The organism is Tamlana sedimenti (genome assembly GCF_038148895.1).
In the GTDB taxonomy this organism is placed as follows: domain Bacteria; phylum Bacteroidota; class Bacteroidia; order Flavobacteriales; family Flavobacteriaceae; genus Tamlana.
Genome location: NZ_JBBVGQ010000007.1, coordinates 79,424 through 98,095, shown reverse-complemented (window position 1 = coordinate 98,095; position 18,672 = coordinate 79,424). Strand labels below are relative to the sequence as shown.

Below are 18,672 nucleotides of genomic sequence, written 5' to 3'. Positions count from 1 at the left end.
ATTATGAAAAGAGCATATTTAAGAGGTTTGATTTTCGTGCTTATTTTTGCGGTAAACTTTAGTTTACTCAATTGTGAAGGAGCCCTTAACTGTTTAACGGGTTTAAAACCTCCAGAGCTTCCAACAAAACAATTAATGCCCGGATATTTCGAAAAGAACTATTACGATACTCTTGTGCCATATGTGCCTCAAAATCCAGATGCTCAAGGGTATAATTGGTATTTTGAACTTGAAGGGCAATTACCAGAAGGAATAGAGGTTTATCTAGATGCTGAAAAAATAGTTTTTGAAGGCATTCCGAAACAGACAGGAATATTTGAGTTAAAAATTTTTCTGGATGTTGACCCAATTAATGGGGTAGGTTTATGCGATTCTGCAAGAACATCAAGAGAATATACCTTACAAATAAACCCTTAGTAGGTTATTGAGACTAAGTTTGAAAACTAAAATTTAATCTACCTGTTGTTTTTAATTATACTCTAACATGCCCATCACCAAATACATAATATTTATTGGTTACCAATTGTTTTAAACCCAGTGGTCCACGGTGATGCAATTTATCTGTGCTAATGGCCAATTCGGCTCCAACACCCATTTGTCCGCCATCGGTAAATCGGGTAGAGGCATTGTGGTAAACGGCGGCACTATCAACTTGTTCCATAAATTGTGCAGCCTTGTTTTTGTCTTCTGTTAATATGGCAGCGGAGTGCCCACCAGAATAGGTGTTGATTTTTTCAACAGCTTCATCGAGTGAACTTACTTCTGCAAGTACTATTTTTAATGCCAAAAACTCCTCGTACCATGTGTCTTCTTCTTGGATTTTATTTTCACTTGAAAGAATATTTCCAATGTTTTCGTCCACAAGAATGTTGACGTTGGCCCTTCTTAAAACATGTTGCAGTTCTTTCAGCTTGGCTTCGTAATTCGGTATGTTTTTATTGATCAATACTTTATCCAAAGCATTACAACCGGAAATTTTATCGGTTTTAGCATTTAAAATAACTTTCAAGGTTTTCTCCCAATTAGCATCCTGCGCTACGTATAAAAAGTTGTTTCCACGCCCACTTATTAGTACGGCGCAGCTTGCATGGTCTTTAACGAATTTAATTAAGCGCTCGCCGCCTCGAGGTACAATTAAATCTAAGGGTTCTGACGGGTTTCTTAGAAATTCTTGGGTTTCTTCGCGTTTTAAATGCAAAAGTTTTATCCAGTCTTTTGAAAGGCCATTTTCCACCAAAGCCTCATGCCAACACTGCTCCAAGATTAAATTGCTGTTTATGGCTTCTTTGCCGCCTTTCAGCAATATTTTGTTGTTGGCTTTAAAGGCTAAAACCGCAGCTTCAATGGTGACATCTGGTCTCGATTCATAAATAATCAAAATTGTGCCGAATGGTGCCGTTTTGTTCGTAATCTTCAAACCACTATCCAAAGTTAAATCGGAAATAACGTTTCCAACAGGGTCGTTCTGTACTCTGACTTCTTCAATGGCTTTTATCATGCCATCAACTTTGGCTTCGTTTACAACCAACCGATCGAAAAGGGCTTGGTCTTCGCGGTTAAAGGCATCGAGGTCTTTTTTGTTGGCTTTAATGATGTTGTGCCGTTCGCGATCTATAATTTTCACCATAGATTCAAGAACTTTATTTTTTATCTCTGAACTTAAAAGTTTCATTTCTTTGTTTTTTTAGTGAATAAATTTTGTGCCAATTTCTTTGTTGTCAAGAATATCAACAATAACATTTTCACGCTTTCCATTGGCAATATATGTCGGGATATTTTTTTTGGCTGTACCCTTTGCGATTTTAATTTTTGAAGCCATGCCGCCTCGTCCTTCGCCTTCCTTTTTATTCGAGGCTTTTACATATTTTTCAACGTTTTGGTTTACTTTAACTTCATTTAGTTTTTTGGAACCTTCATCATCGGGATGTCCGGTATAAAGGCCGTCGGTATCGGATAGTATGATTAACCTATCGGCATCTATTAACTCCGCAACCAAACTGGCCAACTCGTCATTATCTGAAAACATGGACATGGTCAACGAAACGGCATCATCTTCATTGGCAATGGGGATTACCCCTTCAGACAATAAACCTTCGTAACAATTGATCATGTTTTCGCGGTGCTTGCCGGGGTCGAAATCTCTTTTGGTAGCCAAAACCTGTGCGCATTGCATACCATAATCGTGAAATATATTATAGTAATAACGCATCAACCTGGGTTGCCCTACCGATGAATAAACCTGGCGTCGTATAGATTTGTCGGTAATGCTGGTTTGCCCCAAAATTTCCCTTCCGGCTATGGCAGAACCCGATGATACCAAAACCACCATGATGTCTCGTTCATAAAGCACAGAAATTTGTCTGACCAATTCCCTTAATACGGGACCTAAAATCCGGTTGTCTTTGTTGGTCAGTACATTGGTGCCTACTTTTACAACTACTCTTTCAATATCTTGTGCCATTTTATTTATTTTTTCCAAGTTCTACAGCTCTGTCAAATGCAGCGTAAGCCCCTTCTTGAATCAGTTGTTTTACATTGTTGTCTTCCATAGAATCGATCGCAGCTTGGGTGGTTCCGCCTTTTGAGGCCACGCGGCTTATCCAAGTTTCGGGCGACATGTTATTTTTGTTAAACAATTCTATGGCACCTTCAAAGGTGTTGCTTACCAATATTTTTGAGTCGTATTCTGAAAATCCCATTTTTTGGGCAGCTTCCAACATGGACTGCATAAAGTAAAAGACATAGGCAGGGCCACTTCCCGAAATACCAGTCGAAGCATCAATGAATTTTTCAGTATCAACATGAATGGAAGTTCCTGTGGTATCCAACAAGTTGCGAACCATAATAAGTTCAACTTTTGAAACATCTTTAGATTCGGTATATGAGGTCACGCCTTTGCCAACTTGTGCGGGTAGGTTAGGCATGGTTCTAATTACTTTTTTGGCGTTTAGTTTTTGTTGTATGGTATTTATGGTAACCCCGGCCATGAGCGAAACGATTAGTTGCCCTTGGCTGAGCATGGGTTTCATTTGTTCAAATAAGCTATCGCTGTGATATGGTTTTACGGCAACGAATACAATGTCTGCCTTGGGGAGGCAATCGTCTAAATTGTCGTAAACATCAAATCGGTCGTCTTTACGTAATGTTTCAATTTTTTTTGGATCAGTATCATAAATTCTGAGCTTGTGTTTGCTCAATAATGATGAGTTTGCCATGCCCTCGGTATAGGTTAAACCCATGTTTCCTGCTCCAATTACTAGTACTTTCATTTTTTATTGTTTCAATATTTTTTACGGGTATAATGCCGCAAGGATTGTGCAACAGTGCCAAAATGAAATTTTGATTTTGAGAATTAGGATATCTTAAAGCTTTTTTGCCAATCGTTAGAAGATTTGAATGATATCAACATAATCGTTAGGGAAACACTAATTGAAAAAAATAAAAAATGTGGAAATATGACAGGATGTCGGTGACAATTTGTAATTTTTGTAAGAAAAGAACTCAATTCAGCCCTTCAAAATTTCTTCACACTGATATTGATCATTGCGCAAAAATTTTTATCAGACTAAATTTAATAGATGCACTAAGCAATCAAGACACAAAATCAACAAAGTGTTTTTATTGCTTCAAAAAATTTAAAAGATGAAAGGGTTAAGAAAACATTTTAGGCTCATAGCCATGGCTTTTGGCATTCTAGTATTGTTACAAAGCTGTGTTGCATACAAGAAAGGGAACTATACTCTCGAACAAGCTGTTGCCGAACAAAATAGGGTGAAAGTAAGAACTGCAGAAGGTAAAACCATTAAATATGAAAAAGTAGAGTTTTTGGATGGAACATATTATGGCAGAAAAATGATAAAGGGAAAAAGTAGCTTGGTTGCCCTTGACGAGGAAGATATAAGCGATGTAATGCTTCAAAACAAAAAGATGTCTACTCAATTATCCATTATAGCTCCTTTTGTGGTTATTGGTGTTGTTTTGGGTATTAGAGAAAGCGTTAGAAACAGTATAAGCGTTGGTTGGTAGTTAAACGAAAGTAATTTTTAAGTAGAATCATGAAAGCACTCAATAAACATAAAAAAGTGATGGCACAATTCATGATGTTCCTTATACTTTGTCAAAGTTGTGTACTTTATAAATCTACACCCATAACTATGGATGAGGCCGTTAAAAATGAAAGTAAAGTAATGGTTAAAACCAATAATAATGAAATTTTAAAATTTAAAAGAATTGGTTTTGAGAATGGGGATTATTATGGTTTGAAACATAGGACGGGCAAAATAGCAAAAATGCCTTTAGAGAAGGAAACCATTACTAGCATTAGAGAAAAGGATAGGGCACTGTCTACCATTGTAACTATTGGTATGCCATTGTTGATACTTCTTAGTGCCGCTATTATGGTTGAAGAATCACTTTCTTTTGAATTAGGAGGCTATTAAAAGTCTATTGATTTTTAAAGGGTAAAGTTAGTGATTGGAAGCGGATTCGACTTCGTCCGAATCCGCTATAATTTGGTTTGTAGATTGTTGTGCCTTATTGGTATTATTCCGATTTATGTACTTCCAGTTCTATTTCAATCATAAATTCAGGAAGTGCCAATTCCTTTACGCCAAGCCAAGAACCTGTTGGAAATTGTTTTTTGTAAATTTCAGCTCTGTAACCTGATTTTTCAAGCATTAAAGGCATGTTTGTTGTAAAAATGTTTTCTACAACTACGTCATCAAATGTGCAAGCAAAATGTTTTAAAATCTTTTCTAAATCTGAATAGCAATTTTTCATTTGCTGTTCCAAGTCGCCAATTGCTGTTGGATTTCCCTCATCGTCCATACTAACCGCTCCAGAGATTTTAATGTCATTGCCAATTTTTACGGCATGGGAATATCCATAAGCTTTTTCTACTTCAGGTCTTAACAGGAAATATTCAGGTTTCTCAGGTTGAACAATCACTTCTTTTTCAACTTCGTTGGTTTCTTCTTTTTGTTTTTGTTCACAACTTTGCAATAGAAAAGCCAAAGCAAAAAATGTTGCGAGTAAAGTCAGTTGGTTGGTTGTTTTTTTCATAAGTCTGATTGTTTAGTGCCTGCTTTGGTCGGTTTTTGGCTATCCCGTTTTATTGTGAGTTTTAGTTTTAAGTAAGGCTAGCAGCGAGTTTGCTTATGGGGCATGCATGTTAAACGTTGTTAGTAATAAATTAGTTAAATTAAAGGATTAATTCTCAAAGTTTGAAGAAGCGACCTCTCTATGAAGTCTCCATACTCCATCATCTCCTTTTTTCAATATAGCTAGGAAGGTATTTCTTAACTCAATAGCCTGACCGTCCTGATTCGTATAATATACATTGCTATTGCCAAAATCATAGGCAATACTATCAGATACTATGATGGTCTCCTTTGGAAACATTATTATGCTATCATAAGGAAACGATCCCTTGTTCAGAGCATTTGAGTACATATCAACCCATGCAGCACTTCCTGGGCCAATTGTCCTCACGCTATTGGTAACGAGCTTTCCTATACTTTCACCATCATTATCCTTCACAGCTTTCATGAATTTTTCTCGTGTAGTCTCAATGCTCAATAACTCAGCCTTAATATCAAATTTATTCGTATGGACTACCTTATCATTTCTGTTGTTACAACTGATAAATAAAAGAAACAGTAAAATTAATTTGAATTTATACATGATATATTTTTTAATTATTGCCAACGGTTTTGTGTCAGGTTATTTGCGTGTGCGAGCAACTAACTTAATAAAAAAGGAACAAACTTATCACTTAACAGTCATCTGCTTCATTTGAATTTCAGGTTTTGAAATTTTTATAGATTGCCAACTACCATTTGTTCCACTTCTCCAGAGCCATTCCAGTGGCCCGTATTTATATTTACTGAACCACCATTTACTAAAATATATTTGTCCTATAAAGAATAATAGTCCAAGCCCCAATGCTCCTGTTCCTGATAATTTCAATAGCAAGCCTAATCCGTAACCGTAAAAAATGAAAATTCCAAAGGCAGATTGTAAAACATATGTTGTAAGACCCATTTTTCCGACTGGAATTAACTGTTTTATAAATTTCTGCGTAATGCTTGATTTATATAGAAGAAGTACTAATCCAATGTATAGAAGTGGAATAAAAATATTTGATGCATCTTTGGCAATGGACCCAAAATATCGAGTTAATTCAGAATTTGTTGGTGCCGACAAATAGAAATTAATTAATACTAAAGGAATACCAACAAAAGCTGTTACAAGAATTAATTTAATGAGCGGGATTTTCTCAATATTCTCGTGCCATTTTTTCCGTCCAACCCAAAGGCCCAATAAGAACAAGCCCGGTATTACCCAAAGTCTGCCACTAAATTTTAGATAATTATACTTATTGATAAATCCTATGGTACTATTTGAAACAAGTAGCTTTTGGTATTCGCCATCAATAATCAATTGAAAGTAATTCATGGCCATTTCTACCGGATTTGGATTTATCGTGCCAGGTTGATTTACCTGAACCGGCGGCTGAATAAGTGCAATGGCTTTTATAAAATTACCGGGAACATTCAATGCAAAAAACAATCCAAGTATCAAAATAATTTTTGTAGGGAATTTTCTGAAAGGAATTAAAGCCATTCCAAACACAGCATAAACCGTTAAAAAATCTCCACGATAATGAATATGGTGGAAATATCCAATTACAAAAAGTAAGACCAGTCGCCAGGCAAATTTTAAAGCACTTGAATTTTCTTTCTGACCTAATATCAAATAGAAACTTAATCCGAAAAGCATAGAGAAAATCGCATAAAATTTTCCTACAAATAAATTTTGAATTATGACCTGAGAAACTGAATCTATTGGGAGAATTATATTAAATCCCGCATATTGCGGTGGTGTCATACTTGCCGGATAACCTTGAAACATATGCGTCATAATAATGCCGAATAAGGCAAAACCTCTCATTGCATCTATTTCTTCAATTCTTTTCATAAATCTAGTTTGTAGTGTGTTCGTATTTTTGTCAGTTTTTAGGCTCTATTGTTTCATTTCAACTCTAATCAGTCTAATTTTTTTAGTGTCGCTTAAATTCTCTACAGAGTGAGGTGCTTCGGGCATTTTGTACATGGTTAATGGGAAAACAAGAGGTTCAGGTATCTTGCGAGTATCCATAATCACATTTCCTTCAGCATCACGATCAATAAAGTCTCCTGCTTCCATGATATAAAGAACACTTGGCCATTGGTGATGATGAACAGGTTCTAATTCATTTGGTGCAAGAGTTACTTCCAAAACTCTAACTTTGTCATTTTCCAATAAAATTTTATGGTTATTCGGTGCAGAAACTACAGCATCTTGGTCCTTAGGCCAATCTGTTGGATTTCCCGTTTTGTACAAAAGTTTTTGTTTTTCAGTTATTTGTCCAAAAACTGAAATAGTAGAAAATGCTGTAAAGCACAGCACAGCAGCTAGAAATTTAAATGTTGATTTCATATTTGGTTAGTTTTAGTTTTTTGTGTTTACTCTAATGGGTTTTCGGCTTACTTGTCAATTTTAGTTTTTCGCTTCAAGTTGATTGTTCAAACTTAGTGCATCAGGAAACCCCCATTGCTCTGCTATTTTACCGTTTGCTATTCTGTAAATAGCAGTTTCATAGATGGTAACTTTCTTTCCAGTTGGGTCAAGTCCATTAAACGCTCCCAGTTGAGTTCCTGTAGATTTAAATCTTGTTACCACTTTGTTGCCTTCGCTTATCATATCAACTATTTCTTCATTCCAGTCGGGAAAGGATTTTCTATGACTTGTAATAGAACTATTTGCTCCTTCAATTCCTATCCACTCAATTCCGTCTATAAAATGGCAGACAAAATCTGGCGCTAATATTTTGTCTAATTCATTCACTTGGCCGTTACTCCACACTTCATGATATTTTTTTACGACATCACGATTTGCGTCCAAGTTAGTTTGTTTTGTATTTGAGCTACAACTGTAAAAAAGAATACTTGCTGTTAGAAGCAAAATTGAGAAGAAAGATTTTTTCATTTGAGCTTTAATTTAATTGATATTTTAGTTGTTATTCCTGACAATGAAATGAGGTCGTTTTAAAATGGCTTACAACATGATTGGCTATGATTCCGTTGCGAGTAAAATCCGCAGGATTTTCCGAAGCAGGAATCATAGTTTGTTAAAATTAGGAAATTTTGTTTTACCTATAAACAAGCAATGGATTATAGCCGGTGTTAGCAAAAGTACTTTTTTATTCACATCGTTTTTGTCAGTCAAAAGTCAGTTCACAGAAAATCCGGAATTGTAATATTAAGATACAATTTTGCAAATGGTCGAATAACCAGCATTATAATCGGCCAAGTCATAGCTATAATTACAATGAATTGTAAAACAGTTCCTAAGATTGATAAATAGCTTTTCTCTTTTATTTTGCGTTTAATTGATGATACTGAAATAACAATTAGAAATAAATATCCAAAAATACCGATTAGAGACAATCCAGTAAATCCAATAATTTGAGCTATTAGCAAAAGCCATTTTATATTACCTAATTCATTCATCGAGTCTAAATTTGTAGGATGAATGGTTAGGAGTAAACTTATAATAAAACTCAATCCTAAGGCGATATAAAAATTGACATTTTCCCTGATGTCTGAATATTTATCCGCTTTTAGGTAGTCAAATATTTTTATTCCAATTTTCAATTCAGTTGTAATCTAATTAGAGTTTTGTTGTTGGGTATTTTTGTTAACTAGTTATATAGTAACCTCTATTCCTGTTATCCCATAAAGATAATCTTTTTCCCATTTAATAAACACATAAAAAAAAGCCTGTTTCAAAATGTGAAACAGGCTTTTTACCTTTTAAAGATTATAAAAAATTAATCTTCTTTTCTATCGTTGTTGCGGTTATCTCTATTGCGGTTGTCGCGCCCACGATTATCACGTCCGCGGTTATCACGTCCGCCACCTTTATTATCTCTTGGTGGTTTTGGTTGCCAACCTTCTGGTTTTGGCAAAATAGCCTTGCGCGATACTTTTTCCTTACGTGTTTTTGGGTCAATACCAAAATACTTCACATCAAAAACATCGCCCATATTAACCACATCGGTTACGTTTTCGGTACGCTCCCAAGCCAATTCGCTTACGTGCAATAAAACCTCGTTTCCTGGAGCTTCGGTATATTCTACAACCGCACCAAAATCAAGTATTTTAATCACTTTTACTTCGTAAACGCTGCCAACTTCTGGCTTAAACATTAAGGCGTCAATGGTTGCCAAAACTTTATCGATACCTGCTTGGTCTGTCCCTAAAATTTCAACAATACCTTCTTCTGTAACAGGATCTTCATTGATGACAATCGTGGTATTGGTTTCTTTTTGTAATTCTTGAATCACTTTTCCACCAGGACCAATCAATGCGCCAATATATTCGTTAGGAATTACCGTGGTAACCATTTTTGGTGCATGTGGTTTAACGTCTGCATTAGGCGCAGCAATAGTTTCGGTTAGTTTACCTAAAATATGCAAACGGCCATCGCGTGCTTGTTTTAAGGCTTTTACAAGGATTTCATAAGATAATCCCTTAACCTTAATGTCCATTTGGCAAGCGGTAATACCATCAGCGGTACCTGTAACTTTAAAGTCCATATCTCCAAGGTGGTCCTCATCACCTAAAATATCAGATAACACGGCGTATTTACCGGTTTCGGTATCGGTAATCAATCCCATGGCAATACCAGAAACTGGCTTTTTCATTTGAACACCAGCATCCATTAGCGCCATAGTTCCGGCACATACGGTTGCCATAGATGAAGAACCGTTGGATTCTAATACCTCAGAAACCACACGAACAGTGTATGGACAATCTGCAGGAACCATACCTTTTAAGGCACGTTGCGCTAAGTTACCATGTCCAACCTCACGACGTGAAGTGCCACGAATCGGTCTTGCTTCTCCCGTTGAAAAAGGAGGGAAGTTGTAGTGTAAATAGAAACGCTCTTCGCCTTCAAACGATGGCATATCTATTTGGTTGGCTTCTCTACTTGTACCTAAGGTAACCGTTGCCAAGGCTTGGGTTTCCCCACGGGTAAAGATTGATGAACCGTGTGTTGATGGTAAATAATCAACTTCGCACCAAATTGGTCTGATGTCTGTTGTTTTACGTCCATCTAAACGTAAACCTTCATTTAAGGTTAAATCGCGCACGGCAGCTTTTTCTGCTTTACCGTAATATTTTGAGATTAAACCACCCAATTCTTCTTGCTCTTCTTCTGAAAAACTAGCGATGATTTCTTCTTTAATTTCAGCAAATGCAGCACCTCTTTCATGTTTTGAAGAACCAGCTTTGGCAACAGCATAAACTTTATCGTATGCCATATTATTGATTTTCTTTGCCAAATCCTCATCTTCTGTCTCAGGCTCGTATTCGCGTGTTTCTTTTTTGCCAAAAGCCTCGGCTAATTTGGTTTGTGCCTCACACTGTACTTTAATGGCTTCGTGCGCAAACTTGATGGCTTCAGTCATTTCCTCTTCTGAAATCTCGTGCATTTCGCCTTCAACCATCATAACAGAATCTGCGCTCGCACCAATTACCATATCGATGTCGCTTTCTGTTAATTGTGAAAAAGAAGGGTTAATGATTAATTGACCGTTAACACGACCAACCCTAACTTCAGAAATAGGCGTTTCAAAAGGAATGTCAGAAAGCTGAATCGCTGCAGAAGCCGCCAAACCTGCCATGGCATCGGGCATAACTTCAGCATCATGAGACATTAATTGAATCATTACTTGTGTTTCACTGTGGTAATCTTTTGGGAAAAGCGGACGCAATACGCGGTCTACCAAACGCATGGTCAATACTTCACCGTCACTTGGTCTTGCTTCTCTTTTGAAGAACCCGCCAGGATAACGACCTGCTGCGGCAAATTTTTCGCGGTAATCTACAGTTAATGGTAAAAAGTCTACATCTGCCGCTTGGTAGTTGGAAACAACGGTACATAACAGCATACAGTTTCCTGATTGCACAACAACGCTACCATGGGCTTGTTTTGCTAATTTTCCGGTTTCAATAGAAATTTCTCTACCGTCACCAAGGTCTATGACCTCTTTAAATGTTTTTGGAATCATAAAATTTTTCTTGTAATTCAAGCAATACCATGCTTGAATCATGTTAAACAATGGTCGTTGTGTTGTTGTGTAGTTGTTGTGTGTTTCGACCAATGAAAAACTATAAAAAGCTTCTTCAAACGCGTTTATACTCTGCGCGGAGTTGTATTTTTAAACAAAAAACCACGCTAAAGGCGTGGTCTTTTCTTATTTTCTTAAACCTAATTCTTTAACTATGGCACGATATCTTAAGATATCTTTCTTAGTTAAGTAATCTAGCAAAGCACGACGCTTACCTACCAGTTTTACCAACGAACGCTCAGTGTTATAATCCTTACGATTATTTTTTAAGTGTTCCGTTAAGTGATTGATTCTGTGCGTAAATAACGCAATTTGTCCTTCTGCACTACCAGTATCGTTCTTGCCTTTACCGTGTTTTGAGAAGATTTCTTCTTTTGCTTCTTTTGATAAATACATGCTAATATTATTGTAAATGATTTTTATGTATACGAAAGGCTTTCTTTCGAGCGGCAAATATAACAACTTTTTTGGGTTTAAAAGTTTTTTTGCGTAACTTTTACTATTATTTCCCTAGTATAGAACTTAATAGTTTGAGTGATTTAAATAACATTAACTCATAACTCCATGTTTTATGAAATCAATATTCCCCCCAAAAAGCTTTCCTGATACCTACGATTCCCTAGAAAAAATTTTCAATAATACTTATAATGGCATCGCTATATTGACTTTAGATGGTGATTGGATTAAAGTGAATGATAGTATGTGCAACTTGTTGGGCTATACTAGAAATGAGCTCTTTAACATGAATATTGAAAACATTGTTTTTCGGGAAGATTTGGGTGTTCATGAGAAAAAGTATGACAAGCTTATGCAGGGGAAAATTGACCGTTATCGGGTGCGGCAAAGATATTTCCATAAGGATGGTTCAATTATTTGGGTTTTGATATCGGTTTCATTAATCCATAATGCAGATGGAACACCAAGTCAAATGATTTGGCAATTTTCTGATATTACAAGCAGAAAGCTAAATCAGGACAAACTCAAGTTAATGCTAAGTGTGGTGCGGGAGCAAAATGAAAGACTTAATGCCTTTGCCAGTATTATAACGCATAACTTACGGTCGCACTCTGGCAATCTTTCCACTATTAAAGGTTTTTTGGAAGAGGAGTTTTCTTGGTTAAGTGAAAATGAAAATTTTAAACTTTTAGCCCATGCCATAGATAATCTTGAAGAAACAGTGTCCCATTTAACCGAAGTGGCTAAAATCAAACAAGCCGATGAAAATGAAATAGAAGTTTTAAATCTATATGATTATGTTGAAAAGGCCATTTATACGGTTGCCGCTGTTGCCCAAAACACCAACACGTCGATTATAAATAATATAGATGAAGATGTTGAGGTAAAAGGAATTCCCGCTTATTTGGACAGTATAATTTTAAACTTTTTAACAAACGCCATTAAATATGGTTCTGAGACCAGAAAACCAGAAATCATGCTTTCAACACATAAAGAAAATGACTATGTTGTTTTAAAGATTGCCGATAACGGAAAAGGAATTGACATGGAAAAGTATGGGAAAAATCTTTTTCAAATGTATAAAACGTTTCACTCGAATAAAGATGCTATTGGCATAGGTTTGTTCATTACCAAAAACCATATTGAGTCGTTAGGAGGGAAGGTTGAGGTGCAAAGTCAGGTTGACGTGGGGACTGAATTTTCAATATATTTTAAAAGCGCATAAAAAAACCTGTCTTTTTTGGACAGGTTCTAAAATGATATTTGTTTTACTTTAAGCTCTTAAAGGCTGATTAAGTATTAAATCCAGATACTGATTAACCTTATTTTTTAAGTCTTTTCTAAGTGTAATAAAATCTAGGAAGCCATGTTCCAACAGGAATTCTGAAGTTTGGAACCCCTCAGGTAAATCTTTACCTGTGGTATCTCGAACAATACGTGGTCCTGCAAAACCGATTAAAGCTCCAGGTTCACTGATATTAATGTCTCCCAACATAGCGAAAGAAGCTGTAGTACCGCCAGTAGTTGGGTCGGTACACAGAGAGATATAAGGAATTCCTGCATCAGCCAATTGAGCAAGTTTTACCGATGTTTTGGCCAATTGCATTAAAGAAAAGGCTGCTTCCATCATACGGGCACCACCAGATTTTGAAATAACCATCAATGGAATTTTTTTCTGTAAAGCATAATCTGCTGCTCTAGCAATTTTTTCACCAACAACGCTTCCCATTGAACCACCAATAAAGGCAAAATCCATGCACGCCACAACCAAATCTTTCCCTTTTGATTTTCCAACGGCAGTTCTTATAGCATCTTTTAATTCGGTTTTTTTCTGAGCCTCTTTTAAACGGTCAGGGTATTTTTTTGTGTCTTCAAATTTTAAAGGATCTTTAGATTCTAAATTAGCATCTAGCTCCTTAAATTTATTATCGTCAAAAAGTATTTCAAAGTATTCCTTACTTCCAATTCTTACGTGGTAGCCGTCCTCAGGACTTACATAGAAGTTTCTTTCCAATTCATCGGCATCAACTATTTTTCCTGTTGGAGATTTATACCATAGCCCTTTTGGGGTATCTTTTTTTTCCTCCGTTGTGGTTGTAATTCCTTTTGTTTTTCTTTTAAACCAAGACATAATGATTTACGATTTTAGTTTTTAGTTTCCCCAGTTTTTAGGGGTAGACCTCGAAAAGTCTGCCTACAAAATTAAGCCTTTTTTTAATTTTGTGGTTACCACGAAAAAGTTTTGTTGGTTAATTATTGTTGGCTAACACCTAAGATACTGTTTTTAAATTGTATAACAAAAAAAGGCTTTACAACTATGTAAAGCCTTTTGTAATAATTTGGTTACCTAATTTATAAGGTATTTATGTTATTTAAATCTTCAAATGCTTTTTTCAAACGCGTTACAAAGGTTTTTTCACCCTCACGAAGCCAAACGCGTGGGTCATAATATTTTTTGTTTGGAGAATCATCACCTTCAGGATTTCCAATTTGTCCTTTAAGGTAATCAGATTTTGAATTCATATAATCACGGATACCAGCCATAAATGCATATTGTAAATCGGTATCAATGTTCATTTTAATTACACCATAGCTAATACCTTCACGGATTTCTTCAACTGAAGAACCGGAACCTCCATGGAATACAAAATCGATATGATTGTGCTCTACACCATATTTTTCAGAAATATATTCTTGCGAATTCTTTAAAATCTTTGGAGTTAATTTAACGTTACCTGGTTTGTAAACCCCATGCACGTTACCGAAAGCAGCAGCGATTGTGAATCTTGGACTTACCTTGCTTAATTCTTCATAGGCATAAGCCACTTCTTCTGGTTGGGTGTACAATTTAGAATCATCAACATCAGTATTGTCAACACCATCTTCTTCACCACCTGTAATACCGAGTTCAATTTCTAAAGTCATGCCCATTTTGCTCATGCGTGCAAGATATTGTTTGCAAATTTCGATGTTCTCTTCAATAGGTTCTTCAGAAAGATCGATCATATGAGAGCTAAACAAAGGTTTTCCTGTTTCAGCAAAGTGTTTTTCACTAGCATCTAACATGCCGTCAATCCAAGGCAATAGTTTTTTTGCACAGTGGTCTGTATGTAAAATAACTGGAACACCATAAGCCTCGGCTAAAGTATGTACATGTTTTGCACCTGCAATAGCACCAGCAATAGAAGCTTTTTGTCCTTCATTGCTCAATCCTTTTCCAGCGTTGAAAGCAGCTCCACCATTGGAAAATTGAATGATTACAGGGGCATTCAAATCTCTTGCTGTTTCCAATACACCGTTAATAGTGTCTGAACCAATAACGTTAACAGCCGGTAATGCATAATTGTTTGCTTTGGCGTGCTTGAAAATCGCTTGTACTTCATCTCCTGTGGCTACACCTGGTTTTATATTGTGTCCCATATTTTTTTATTTAATTGATTAGTAATTAATGAGGTGCAAAAATAATCAATTTTTGTGTAAGTCATTGCTGTTTTGATGTGTTAAACTGAATAAAAAGCCTAAAACGTTATAGTTGCTGTATGAATGATGTCTTCAAACACGTTTAGGTTAGAAAGGATAGTTTATTCCAATGTTATAAACGGCATTAGAAAAATTGTAATCATTAAACCATCTATTGTTTACTTCGTAAAACGGGTCGTAGGTTTTAAAGCCAATATCAAATCTGAAAACGAAGAAACTGAAATCGTATCGCAGTCCAAATCCAGAACCAATGGCAATATCTTTTAATGAATTGAAACTGTTAAAAACTGCGCCCTCAGTATTTGTGTTATCCAGCACATTCCAAATATTTCCTGCGTCAACAAAAATGGCGCCATTTAAGTCCTCAAATATATTGAAACGTTGCTCTGCGCTTAAGGTAAGTTTTAGGTTGGCCTCATTAAACTCGTTAGTGGTATCAGAACTTCCAGGACCTAAACTATAGGCTGTCCATGCCCGATTATCGTTTGGTCCACCTGCAAAAAAACTCTTTGCAAAAGGAATACTGTTAGAGTTCCCATATGGGATGGCAATACCAAAAAAGCTTCTCATGGCAAGCACATTTTTCTTACCCAAATCCCAGTGTTTTGTGTACTCAAATTCGGTTTTTACATATTGTGAATATGCCACATCAAATAGTTCAAAACGGTCATTGCTATTTTTTTGAAAACCTAACAAGCTAGATGCCGTTGCAAATAAATTTCCCGCTAACTCCAATTTAGAACGGAATATGGAGAAGTCTTCGTCAAATAAATTGGTGCGCTCATCATAAATCAGGCTAAAACTGGATGAAATGATTAAGTTGTTTTCCGTCAATCTGTCTTTACGTTCTTTTATGCCGTTAACATCTTTATATTCATTTGGGTTGCTGCTTGCGTAACCACTGTCATCTAAGACTAAATTTATAAAATCATTAGATCTTGATTTATCCAAAATAGGATTTCCGTTGGCGTCTGCTAAAATAAATTCGGATGGTGTATTATAGCTGTTTAACGCAATATCTTGTAAGTTGCCAAAAGATGTGCTGTACACATTGAAATAATTATCAATGTTTAGATTTTTTACATATTGCACATTAAATACATCCAGTTTATTGGTCACTTTTTCATTGGGAAACCAATTATAATTAAAAGCGCCACTAAAGGTTTGTTTGTCCAGTCCAATATTGGTTTGGCTTGTTGCTGCAAGACTGATTCGTGTGCTGGGCAACATGTATTTCGGGATGATATTTTCAGTGTAAAAGGGTGAAAACAATCTTGGTATGGTCAATTTAACATCCAATCCATACTCGTTAATATCAAAAAAAGGATCTCCTTCCTTGGGTTCTTTTGATGAACCAATAGATCCTACAGCCGATATTTGCAGGGTTTCAGCACCCCTAAAGATATTTCTAATGAGTAAGCTGGGGTTCAACGCTAAACCAACTGTTTGTATGTTGCTTGTAGAAACATCTGTGCTAAAACCTAAGCTGAATTTTTTTAACGGAGTTAGCCTTATCGTATCCGTTAACGTATAGTCGTTATTCTCAATTTGCTCTATGTTCGGATATTTAAAAGTGCGCAATTCGTTTAAATGCCTGTAGGTTCGCGTTCGGTCAATGTCCTTAAAAACTTCACCAGGAGTAATAAATACGGCATCTGTTAACGCTTTAGGCTGGTACCGCATTTTGTTGTAACTGTAAAGTTTGTAACTGTTATAACGAATGGAATCTTGAAATGGTTTGCCACGGTTTTCAAAGGTGTAGTCTGTAATGATATTTACATCCCTTATTTTATAGATTTGAAAGGGTACGCGCCGCACCGAATCGGGGGTTCTTATAGCCCTATTTTGAATTTTTACATCAACATTGACATTTCCGTTGGTGCCAATGGTGTCAATTTCAAAACCGACATAATCCTGATTGAAATGATAAACACCGGCATTTCGCAATTCACTTGAAATGCGCTCACGTTCCTGGTCAAAATTTGATGTTCTGTATTGTTCCCCCTTTTTTATAACAGCATCATTTTTAATTTTTTTGTACAATGATTCAACTACTGGGGATTTTATTGTAGCGCTTATGGAATCCAACACAAACGGACGCCCGGTTTCTACATTGTATTCAATTTCGGCACGGTGGTTTTCATTTATGTCAATATCATAAGTGGTTTCAACATTAAACCAGCCATTGTTTATGTAATAATCTTGAAGCCGTTTTGCTGATTTCTTTGTTAGGCTTTCATCAACAATTGTAGGAGGCTCCCCCGTTCTTTTTAACCATTTGTTGAAATTTATTCGAGCTTCAACTTCTCTGTCAACCTGTTTTCTGGAAAGCTTTTTAGTTTTTCTGGCAAGCTTTTTTGGGTTATTGTATATTTTTTCTTCTAAAATAGAGTCAATATTGGGACGAGCCAAATTGTATATATGTAAACGCAATGGAATGCCAGCTATTTTTCTATTGGGCTTTTGGTGCAACAAGCTATTAATGGCAACACTATTGTCTTTTTTGTCATTAATAGTGACGGAATTTTTTGTGAGCAGGTATTCGTCTTCAGCAACTCTTTTTGTGGCATCACAAGAAAAAAGACTTCTTGAAATAATGATTAAAACTAATATTTTTAAGAGTTGAGGTTTCAAATGTGATGATGCTAAAATTGAAGTAGTTTTATGTTCATATAAGGCTCAAAAATACATTATTTAAGCTGAAATAAATAGTTTAATTAATGGTCTTGAATATTATGTTGGCAATATTTTCTTTTCTTTATAAAAAATTATTGTTAAAGCATGCTTTCAAAAAACCAAATAAAATTAATAACCAGTTTAAACCAAAAAAAATATAGGCAACAACATGGTCTTTTCGTTGCCGAAGGCGTAAAAACCATAAAAGAACTTTTACAATCGAACCTCCAATTACATGCTTTATATACCACAGCAGCTTTCAATATTGATGCCAAAGATGAAGTTCTAATTTCTGAAAAGGATTTAAAACGGATTAGTTTTTTGAAAACACCAAATACGGCCTTGGCCATATTTAAAATACCGGCTGCTAAACCCATTGAAGATAATGCGCTTATTGTTGCTTTGGATGCGGTTAGAGACCCCGGAAATCTGGGCACAATTATTAGGTTGTGCGATTGGTTTGGCGTAAAAGATTTGGTTTGCAGTAACGAAACGGTTGATTGCTACAACCCAAAAGTGGTCCAAGCTACGATGGGTTCTATAACACGAGTGAATATAAGTTATTTGGATTTGAAAACGTTTTTAATGACCAATAAATCTCCCGTTTTTGGGGCCTTTATGGAAGGTGAAAATGTTTACCCAAAACAATTGCCCCAAAACGCTGTTTTGGTTATGGGAAATGAGGCCAATGGCATTTCAAAAGAGATAGAAGAAATTATAACCGAAAAAATATCTATTCCTCAGTTTGGTAATTTGCAAGAAACCGAAAGCTTAAACGTTGCCACGGCAACTGCAATTTTTTTGAGCGAATTTAGAAGGGGTTGAGTTATTTAGCATTTAAAAACCACTCAACTTAACATATCACAACTAAACACCAAACA

General features: G+C 35.9%; 19 protein-coding genes. 5 read left to right on the top strand and 14 right to left on the bottom strand.

Going from position 1 to position 18,672, the window contains the following annotated elements; all coding sequences use genetic code 11:
• Nucleotides 1–3: 3 nt before the first annotated feature.
• Nucleotides 4–417: a hypothetical protein gene (locus WJN01_RS14905; RefSeq protein ID WP_445197956.1), complete on the top strand. Its 414-nt coding sequence runs from the start codon at nucleotides 4–6 to the stop codon at nucleotides 415–417.
• A gap of 55 nt (nucleotides 418–472) precedes the next feature.
• On the opposite strand, the gene WJN01_RS14900 is transcribed toward WJN01_RS14905, so the two are convergent.
• From WJN01_RS14900 to proC, 3 genes are read right to left on the bottom strand one after another with little or no spacing between them, the layout of a single operon-like run.
• Nucleotides 473–1,672 carry a glutamate-5-semialdehyde dehydrogenase gene (locus WJN01_RS14900; RefSeq protein ID WP_445197955.1) on the bottom strand — a complete coding sequence of 400 codons (1,200 nt, stop codon included), beginning with the start codon at nucleotides 1,670–1,672 and terminating at the stop codon, nucleotides 473–475.
• Between the two features lie 12 nt (nucleotides 1,673–1,684).
• Complete coding sequence (gene proB / locus WJN01_RS14895; RefSeq protein ID WP_445197954.1) at nucleotides 1,685–2,461, bottom strand: glutamate 5-kinase; 777 nt, start codon at nucleotides 2,459–2,461, stop codon at nucleotides 1,685–1,687.
• Between the two features lies 1 nt (nucleotide 2,462).
• Nucleotides 2,463–3,269 (bottom strand): pyrroline-5-carboxylate reductase, encoded by an 807-nt coding sequence (proC, locus tag WJN01_RS14890; protein ID WP_445197953.1) that lies wholly within the window; start codon nucleotides 3,267–3,269, stop codon nucleotides 2,463–2,465.
• Between the two features lie 373 nt (nucleotides 3,270–3,642).
• On the opposite strand from proC, the gene WJN01_RS14885 reads away from it, so the two are divergent.
• Both WJN01_RS14885 and WJN01_RS14880 read left to right on the top strand, forming a co-directional pair.
• Nucleotides 3,643–4,026 (top strand): hypothetical protein, encoded by a 384-nt coding sequence (locus WJN01_RS14885; RefSeq protein WP_445197952.1) that lies wholly within the window; start codon nucleotides 3,643–3,645, stop codon nucleotides 4,024–4,026.
• Nucleotides 4,027–4,055: 29 nt separating this feature from the next.
• Nucleotides 4,056–4,439 (top strand): hypothetical protein, encoded by a 384-nt coding sequence (locus WJN01_RS14880; protein ID WP_445197951.1) that lies wholly within the window; start codon nucleotides 4,056–4,058, stop codon nucleotides 4,437–4,439.
• A 103-nt stretch (nucleotides 4,440–4,542) separates the two neighbouring features.
• Here WJN01_RS14880 and WJN01_RS14875 read toward each other — a convergent pair whose 3' ends face one another.
• The 8 genes from WJN01_RS14875 to rpsO all read right to left on the bottom strand — a co-directional run bounded on the left by WJN01_RS14875 (nucleotide 4,543) and on the right by rpsO (nucleotide 11,575).
• On the bottom strand, nucleotides 4,543–5,061 hold the full coding sequence (locus tag WJN01_RS14875; protein ID WP_445197950.1) for a RidA family protein: 519 nt from the start codon (nucleotides 5,059–5,061) through the stop codon (nucleotides 4,543–4,545).
• A gap of 147 nt (nucleotides 5,062–5,208) precedes the next feature.
• Complete coding sequence (locus tag WJN01_RS14870; protein ID WP_445197949.1) at nucleotides 5,209–5,682, bottom strand: YybH family protein; 474 nt, start codon at nucleotides 5,680–5,682, stop codon at nucleotides 5,209–5,211.
• A gap of 87 nt (nucleotides 5,683–5,769) precedes the next feature.
• Complete coding sequence (locus WJN01_RS14865) at nucleotides 5,770–6,978, bottom strand: DUF418 domain-containing protein (protein ID WP_445197948.1); 1,209 nt, start codon at nucleotides 6,976–6,978, stop codon at nucleotides 5,770–5,772.
• A gap of 45 nt (nucleotides 6,979–7,023) precedes the next feature.
• Nucleotides 7,024–7,479 (bottom strand): hypothetical protein, encoded by a 456-nt coding sequence (locus WJN01_RS14860; RefSeq protein WP_445197947.1) that lies wholly within the window; start codon nucleotides 7,477–7,479, stop codon nucleotides 7,024–7,026.
• A gap of 60 nt (nucleotides 7,480–7,539) precedes the next feature.
• Entirely contained in the window at nucleotides 7,540–8,028 is a 489-nt protein-coding gene (locus WJN01_RS14855; RefSeq protein WP_445197946.1) for an ester cyclase, read from the bottom strand.
• A gap of 248 nt (nucleotides 8,029–8,276) precedes the next feature.
• A complete protein-coding gene (locus WJN01_RS14850; RefSeq protein ID WP_445197945.1) occupies nucleotides 8,277–8,696 on the bottom strand; it encodes a hypothetical protein in 420 nt (139 codons plus the stop codon).
• A gap of 176 nt (nucleotides 8,697–8,872) precedes the next feature.
• Nucleotides 8,873–11,119 carry a polyribonucleotide nucleotidyltransferase gene (locus WJN01_RS14845; RefSeq protein WP_445197944.1) on the bottom strand — a complete coding sequence of 749 codons (2,247 nt, stop codon included), beginning with the start codon at nucleotides 11,117–11,119 and terminating at the stop codon, nucleotides 8,873–8,875.
• A gap of 186 nt (nucleotides 11,120–11,305) precedes the next feature.
• Nucleotides 11,306–11,575: a 30S ribosomal protein S15 gene (rpsO, locus tag WJN01_RS14840; protein WP_445197943.1), complete on the bottom strand. Its 270-nt coding sequence runs from the start codon at nucleotides 11,573–11,575 to the stop codon at nucleotides 11,306–11,308.
• Nucleotides 11,576–11,750: 175 nt separating this feature from the next.
• On the opposite strand from rpsO, the gene WJN01_RS14835 reads away from it, so the two are divergent.
• Nucleotides 11,751–12,860: a sensor histidine kinase gene (locus tag WJN01_RS14835; RefSeq protein WP_445197942.1), complete on the top strand. Its 1,110-nt coding sequence runs from the start codon at nucleotides 11,751–11,753 to the stop codon at nucleotides 12,858–12,860.
• Between the two features lie 48 nt (nucleotides 12,861–12,908).
• Here the strand turns inward: WJN01_RS14835 and accD are convergent, their stop codons facing one another.
• The 3 genes from accD to tamL all read right to left on the bottom strand — a co-directional run bounded on the left by accD (nucleotide 12,909) and on the right by tamL (nucleotide 17,749).
• Nucleotides 12,909–13,766, bottom strand: coding sequence for an acetyl-CoA carboxylase, carboxyltransferase subunit beta (gene accD / locus WJN01_RS14830; protein WP_445197941.1), 858 nt, complete (start codon nucleotides 13,764–13,766; stop codon nucleotides 12,909–12,911).
• Nucleotides 13,767–13,987: 221 nt separating this feature from the next.
• Nucleotides 13,988–15,055: a class II fructose-bisphosphate aldolase gene (fbaA, locus tag WJN01_RS14825; RefSeq protein WP_445197940.1), complete on the bottom strand. Its 1,068-nt coding sequence runs from the start codon at nucleotides 15,053–15,055 to the stop codon at nucleotides 13,988–13,990.
• Between the two features lie 147 nt (nucleotides 15,056–15,202).
• Nucleotides 15,203–17,749 carry a translocation and assembly module lipoprotein TamL gene (tamL, locus tag WJN01_RS14820; RefSeq protein WP_445197939.1) on the bottom strand — a complete coding sequence of 849 codons (2,547 nt, stop codon included), beginning with the start codon at nucleotides 17,747–17,749 and terminating at the stop codon, nucleotides 15,203–15,205.
• Nucleotides 17,750–17,896: 147 nt separating this feature from the next.
• On the opposite strand from tamL, the gene WJN01_RS14815 reads away from it, so the two are divergent.
• Nucleotides 17,897–18,616 carry a TrmH family RNA methyltransferase gene (locus tag WJN01_RS14815; RefSeq protein ID WP_445197938.1) on the top strand — a complete coding sequence of 240 codons (720 nt, stop codon included), beginning with the start codon at nucleotides 17,897–17,899 and terminating at the stop codon, nucleotides 18,614–18,616.
• The last annotated feature ends 56 nt before the right edge of the window (nucleotides 18,617–18,672 follow it).

Excerpts from the sequence above, each read along its gene's own strand:
- WJN01_RS14900 (WP_445197955.1), bottom strand. The coding sequence starts at position 1,672 with ATGAAACTTTTAAGTTCAGAGATAAAAAATAAAGTTCTTGAATCTATG.
- WJN01_RS14855 (WP_445197946.1), bottom strand. The coding sequence starts at position 8,028 with ATGAAAAAATCTTTCTTCTCAATTTTGCTTCTAACAGCAAGTATTCTT.
- rpsO (WP_445197943.1), bottom strand. The coding sequence starts at position 11,575 with ATGTATTTATCAAAAGAAGCAAAAGAAGAAATCTTCTCAAAACACGGT.
- WJN01_RS14905 (WP_445197956.1), top strand. The coding sequence starts at position 4 with ATGAAAAGAGCATATTTAAGAGGTTTGATTTTCGTGCTTATTTTTGCG.
- WJN01_RS14865 (WP_445197948.1), bottom strand. The coding sequence starts at position 6,978 with ATGAAAAGAATTGAAGAAATAGATGCAATGAGAGGTTTTGCCTTATTC.
- WJN01_RS14885 (WP_445197952.1), top strand. The coding sequence starts at position 3,643 with ATGAAAGGGTTAAGAAAACATTTTAGGCTCATAGCCATGGCTTTTGGC.
- accD (WP_445197941.1), bottom strand. The coding sequence starts at position 13,766 with ATGTCTTGGTTTAAAAGAAAAACAAAAGGAATTACAACCACAACGGAG.
- WJN01_RS14835 (WP_445197942.1), top strand. The coding sequence starts at position 11,751 with ATGAAATCAATATTCCCCCCAAAAAGCTTTCCTGATACCTACGATTCC.
- proC (WP_445197953.1), bottom strand. The coding sequence starts at position 3,269 with ATGAAAGTACTAGTAATTGGAGCAGGAAACATGGGTTTAACCTATACC.
- proB (WP_445197954.1), bottom strand. The coding sequence starts at position 2,461 with ATGGCACAAGATATTGAAAGAGTAGTTGTAAAAGTAGGCACCAATGTA.
- WJN01_RS14860 (WP_445197947.1), bottom strand. The coding sequence starts at position 7,479 with ATGAAATCAACATTTAAATTTCTAGCTGCTGTGCTGTGCTTTACAGCA.
- fbaA (WP_445197940.1), bottom strand. The coding sequence starts at position 15,055 with ATGGGACACAATATAAAACCAGGTGTAGCCACAGGAGATGAAGTACAA.
- WJN01_RS14845 (WP_445197944.1), bottom strand. The coding sequence starts at position 11,119 with ATGATTCCAAAAACATTTAAAGAGGTCATAGACCTTGGTGACGGTAGA.
- WJN01_RS14815 (WP_445197938.1), top strand. The coding sequence starts at position 17,897 with ATGCTTTCAAAAAACCAAATAAAATTAATAACCAGTTTAAACCAAAAA.
- WJN01_RS14880 (WP_445197951.1), top strand. The coding sequence starts at position 4,056 with ATGAAAGCACTCAATAAACATAAAAAAGTGATGGCACAATTCATGATG.
- WJN01_RS14875 (WP_445197950.1), bottom strand. The coding sequence starts at position 5,061 with ATGAAAAAAACAACCAACCAACTGACTTTACTCGCAACATTTTTTGCT.
- WJN01_RS14870 (WP_445197949.1), bottom strand. The coding sequence starts at position 5,682 with ATGTATAAATTCAAATTAATTTTACTGTTTCTTTTATTTATCAGTTGT.